At 77.0% G+C, this 4,381-nt stretch carries 4 protein-coding genes and 1 pseudogene; all 5 read left to right on the top strand.

From position 1 onward, the window contains the following. Window positions 1-110: 110 nt before the first annotated feature. Window positions 111-1,259, top strand: a complete 1,149-nt coding sequence (gene proB / locus KVT14_RS19215) for a glutamate 5-kinase (RefSeq protein WP_217617131.1) — start codon at window positions 111-113, stop codon at window positions 1,257-1,259. A gap of 63 nt (window positions 1,260-1,322) precedes the next feature. Next, window positions 1,323-2,660: a glutamate-5-semialdehyde dehydrogenase gene (locus KVT14_RS19210; protein WP_217617130.1), complete on the top strand. Its 1,338-nt coding sequence runs from the start codon at window positions 1,323-1,325 to the stop codon at window positions 2,658-2,660. Between the two features lie 72 nt (window positions 2,661-2,732). Further along, the gene (locus tag KVT14_RS19205) at window positions 2,733-2,888 is read left to right on the top strand and encodes a hypothetical protein (RefSeq protein WP_168217004.1); all 156 of its coding nucleotides are present in this window, start codon (window positions 2,733-2,735) and stop codon (window positions 2,886-2,888) included. Window positions 2,889-2,913: 25 nt separating this feature from the next. Then, window positions 2,914-3,516, top strand: coding sequence for a nicotinate-nucleotide adenylyltransferase (gene nadD / locus KVT14_RS19200; protein ID WP_147796070.1), 603 nt, complete (start codon window positions 2,914-2,916; stop codon window positions 3,514-3,516). 46 nt (window positions 3,517-3,562) lie between these two features. Beyond that, window positions 3,563-4,381 (top strand): annotated as a pseudogene (locus tag KVT14_RS19195) (hypothetical protein); the annotation flags it as partial.

Below are 4,381 nucleotides of genomic sequence, written 5' to 3'. Positions count from 1 at the left end.
TCCTGCCCGACACGCACCGGCGTGTCGGGCAGGACGCTCCACTCGTTTCCACCCGGGCCCGTGTCCCGGTCCGCGAACGTCGCGGCGCCGGGCCCCGACCCCGGGGGATGATGCTCCCCGTGAGTGCCGCCGCCCTGTCCGACCGCCGCCTGCTGCCCGAGGTCCGCCGCGTGGTGGTCAAGGTCGGCTCCTCGTCGCTCACGGACGGCACCGGCAAGCTCGACCCGGCGCGGCTGCGGGCGCTCGTCGACGTGCTGGCCGCCCGGGTGAACGGCGGGCACCAGGTCGTCCTGGTGTCGTCCGGCGCGATCGCGACCGGAATGGACCCGCTCGGGCTCGCGAAGCGACCCCGGGACCTCGCGACCCAGCAGGCCGCGGCGTCCGTGGGCCAGGGACTGCTGGTCGCGCACTACACCCGCGCGTTCCACGAGCACGGGCTGCGGGTCGGCCAGGTGCTGCTCACCGCCGACGACACGATGCGGCGGACCCAGTACCGGAACGCGCAGCGGGCGCTGGAGCGGCTGCTCGACCTCGGCATCGTGCCGATCGTCAACGAGAACGACACGGTCGCCACGGACGAGATCCGGTTCGGCGACAACGACCGGCTGGCCGCGCTGGTGTCGCACCTGGTGCACGCCGACGCGATGGCGCTGCTGACGGACGTCGACGGGCTGTACACCGGGCCGCCGGACCGCGAGGGCTCGCGGCGCATCGCCGAGGTGCGCGGGCCGAAGGACCTGGACGGGATCGACGTGTCCGCGCGCGGGTCCCGGGTCGGCACCGGCGGCATGGTGACCAAGCTGGAGTCGGTGGCGATCGCGACCGCCTCCGGCGTGCCGGTCGTGCTGACGTCGGCGGCCCAGGTCGCCCCGGCGCTGGCCGGCGAGGACGTCGGCACCTGGTTCGCGGCCACCGGCAAGCGCGCCTCGACCCGGCTGATGTGGCTGGCGTACGCCGCGCGGACGCACGGGCGGCTCGTCCTGGACGACGGCGCGGTGAAGGCCGTCGTCGAGCGGGGCAAGTCCCTGCTGCCGGCCGGGGTCACCGCGGTCGAGGGCGAGTTCGAGGCCGGCGACCCGGTCGAGATCGTCGGCGGCGACGGCGCAGTGGTGGCCCGCGGGCTGGTCGCCTACTCCTCGCAGGAGGCGCCCGAGATGCTCGGGCGCAGCACGTCCGAGCTCCGCGCCGAGCTGGGGGAGGGGTACGACCGCGAGCTCGTGCACCGGGACGACCTGGTGCTGGTGCGGCGCCGGCGCTGACCCGGTCGCGCCGGCGCTGAGACGCCCGCGGGGCGCCCCCGCGTCCGGGACTAGGCTGGTGCGATGACCACCTCGCTCGACGCCCCGGCCACGGACGGGGCCCAGCCCTCCGCCGTGCCCGCCGCGCCGTCGGCCGACGACGTCACCGCCCAGGTGCTCGCCGTGGCCCGGCGCGCCAAGGAGGCGTCCCGCGCCCTGGCCGTCGCGACCCGCGGCGCCAAGGACGCGGCGCTGCACGCGCTCGCCGACGCCCTGGTCGCGCACGCCGACGCGATCGTCGCCGCCAACGCCGAGGACCTGGACCGCGGCCGCGCCGACGGGATCTCGGACGGCCTGCTCGACCGGCTCGCCCTGACGCCGGCGCGGATCGAGGCGATCGCCGGCGCGCTGCGCGAGGTCGCGGCGCTGCCCGACCCGGTCGGCGAGGTCGTGCGCGGCTCGACGCTGCCGAACGGCCTGCGGATGCGCCAGGTGCGGGTGCCGATGGGCGTCGTCGGGATGATCTACGAGGCGCGGCCCAACGTCACGGTCGACGCCGTGGGCCTCACGCTCAAGAGCGGCAACGCGGTCGTGCTCCGCGGCGGCTCCGCGGCGGCCCGCAGCAACGCGGTGATCGTCGACGTGCTGCGCGCCGCGCTCGAGGCCCAGGGCCTGCCCGCGGACCTCGTGCAGTCGGTCGACGCGTGGGGCCGGGCCGGCGGCGTCGCGCTCATGCACGCGCGCGGGCTGGTCGACGTCCTGGTGCCGCGCGGCGGCGCCGGCCTCATCCAGACCGTGGTCCGCGAGGCGACCGTGCCGGTCATCGAGACGGGCGTGGGCAACGTGCACGTCTACGTGGACGCCACCGCGGACCCGGCCGTCGCGCTGCCGATCCTGCTGAACGCCAAGACGCAGCGCGTCGGGGTGTGCAACGCCGCCGAGACCCTGCTCGTGCACCGCGACGCCGCCGACGCGTTCCTGCCGTCCGCGCTGACCGCGCTGGCCGAGGCCGGCGTGACCCTGCACGGCGACGCCGCCACGGCCGAGGCCGCCCCCGCCGGCGTCGAGGTCGTGCCCGCCACGGACGAGGACTGGGCGACCGAGTACCTGTCCCTCGACCTCGCGGTGCGCGTCGTCGACGACCTCGACGCGGCGCTCGAGCACATCCGCACCTGGAGCTCCGGCCACACCGAGGCGATCGTCACCCGCGACCTCGCCGCCTCGGAGCGGTTCGTCGCCGAGGTCGACTCCGCGGCCGTCATGGTCAACGCCTCGACGCGGTTCACCGACGGCGGCCAGCTGGGCCTCGGCGCCGAGATCGGCATCTCCACCCAGAAGCTGCACGCCCGCGGGCCGATGGGCCTCGGCGAGCTGACCACCACCAAGTGGGTGGTCCACGGCGACGGGCACGTGCGGCCCTGACCCCGCGTCCGGCGGGCGACCCGCCGGACGTGCGACACTTGACCCTCACTTCGACCCGTCCGGGAGGACCACGTGAACGCTGCGCTGCGCGTCGCCGAGACCGCCGCCGAGCACACGACCGAGCTGCCGTTCTCGCCCGTGGTGTTCGGCATCACCGCCTTCGGCGTCCTTCTCGCCCTGCTGCTCGTGACCTTCGCCTTCCGGAGCGTCGGCACGCGCCACGACTGAGCCTGCCGGTAGGGACCCGCATCCGATGACGCAGCGACGAGCCCGGCTGGGCGTGATGGGCGGCACCTTCGACCCCATCCACCACGGCCACCTCGTCGCCGCCAGCGAGGTCGCCGCGCGGTTCGACCTCGACGAGGTCGTGTTCGTGCCGACCGGCGCCCCGTCGTTCAAGCAGGACGTCGACGTCACGCCGGCCGAGCACCGCTACCTCATGACCGTGATCGCGACGGCGTCGAACCCGCGGTTCACCGTCAGCCGGGTCGACATCGACCGACCCGGCCTGACGTACACGGTCGACACCCTGCGGGACCTCGCGCACGAGCGGCCCGACGCCGACCTGTACTTCATCACCGGCGCGGACGCCATCGAGCAGATCCTCACCTGGAAGGACTCGCCCGAGCTCTTCGAGCGCGCGCAGTTCGTGGCCGTGACCCGGCCCGGGCACACGCTCACCACCGACGGCCTCCCCGCCGACCGGGTGAGCCAGTGGGAGATCCCGGCGCTCGCCATCTCGTCCACCGACGTGCGCGCCCGCGCGCGCGGCGGCAAGCCCGTCTGGTACCTGGTGCCGGACGGCGTCGTCCAATACATCGCGAAGCACGGTCTGTACCGGGGGAGCGAGTCGTGATCCACGAGATCGCCCGCTGCGTCCCCGGTCCCGAGGAGGCCCCGAGATGAGCTCGTCCGGCAGCCCGCTGACCCGACGGGAGCTGCGGGAGCGCGAGGCCGCGCGGCTCGCGGAGCAGGAGCGCGCCGCCGCGGCGGCCGCTGCGCCCGAGGCCGGTCAGGCGACCCCGGCGCGCGGCGTCGGCCGGGTGGCCGGCGGATCCCAGGCGCCGGCCCGCCCCGCGACGCCTGCCGGCCCGGCGACGCCTGCCGGCCCGGCGGCGCCGGCACGCCCCTCGACGTCTGCCGGTGCCCCGGCGCCCGTCACGCCGGCGGCCCCCGCCTCGCCGTCCTCGCGGCGCGCGCTGCGCAACCAGCCCGTCTCCGCGGTCGGCCCGGACGGGTCCGCCGCGCCGTACCAGGTGCCCGGCCTCCAGCCCGAGCAGCCCGCGCGCACCCGGCGGTTGATCCGGACGTCCGACGCGCCGGAGGGCGGCGCGGCTGCGGCGCCCGATGCTGGGGCCGCGCGTGCCGGTGCCGGTGCGGCGGGTGCCGGTGCGGCCGCCGCGCCGCGGCCGTCGGCGCCCGCGGCGGCACCGCGCGTGCCCGACCTGTGGGCAGCGGCCCAGCGGGACGCCGGCGGGTCCGGTGCGCCGTCGCCGGCCGCTCCCTCGACCTCGGCGGCTTCCTCCGCGTCCTCGTCGCCCGCAGCCGGCTCCGCCCGGCCCGGCGCCGCGCCGTCCCGTGTCTCCGGGCGCGGGGAGCGTGCGTCGCCCGCCGGCCCGCCGGCGGACGCTGGGACGGCCGGTGCCCCGCCCGGTGCCGCGCCGTCGGGTGCCCCCGCGCCGTGGGGTCGCACCGGTGCGGCGTCCGGTGCCGCTGCTGCG

It is taken from the genome of Cellulomonas sp. GbtcB1, assembly GCF_019091725.1.
In the GTDB taxonomy this organism is placed as follows: domain Bacteria; phylum Actinomycetota; class Actinomycetes; order Actinomycetales; family Cellulomonadaceae; genus Cellulomonas.
This window is presented reverse-complemented; position numbering and strand designations above follow the sequence as displayed.

What these genes read in the sequence shown, in the direction of transcription:
- proB (WP_217617131.1), top strand. Translation starts at nt 111, where the DNA reads ATGCTCCCCGTGAGTGCCGCCGCCCTGTCCGACCGCCGCCTGCTGCCC.
- KVT14_RS19210 (WP_217617130.1), top strand. Translation starts at nt 1,323, where the DNA reads ATGACCACCTCGCTCGACGCCCCGGCCACGGACGGGGCCCAGCCCTCC.
- nadD (WP_147796070.1), top strand. Translation starts at nt 2,914, where the DNA reads ATGACGCAGCGACGAGCCCGGCTGGGCGTGATGGGCGGCACCTTCGAC.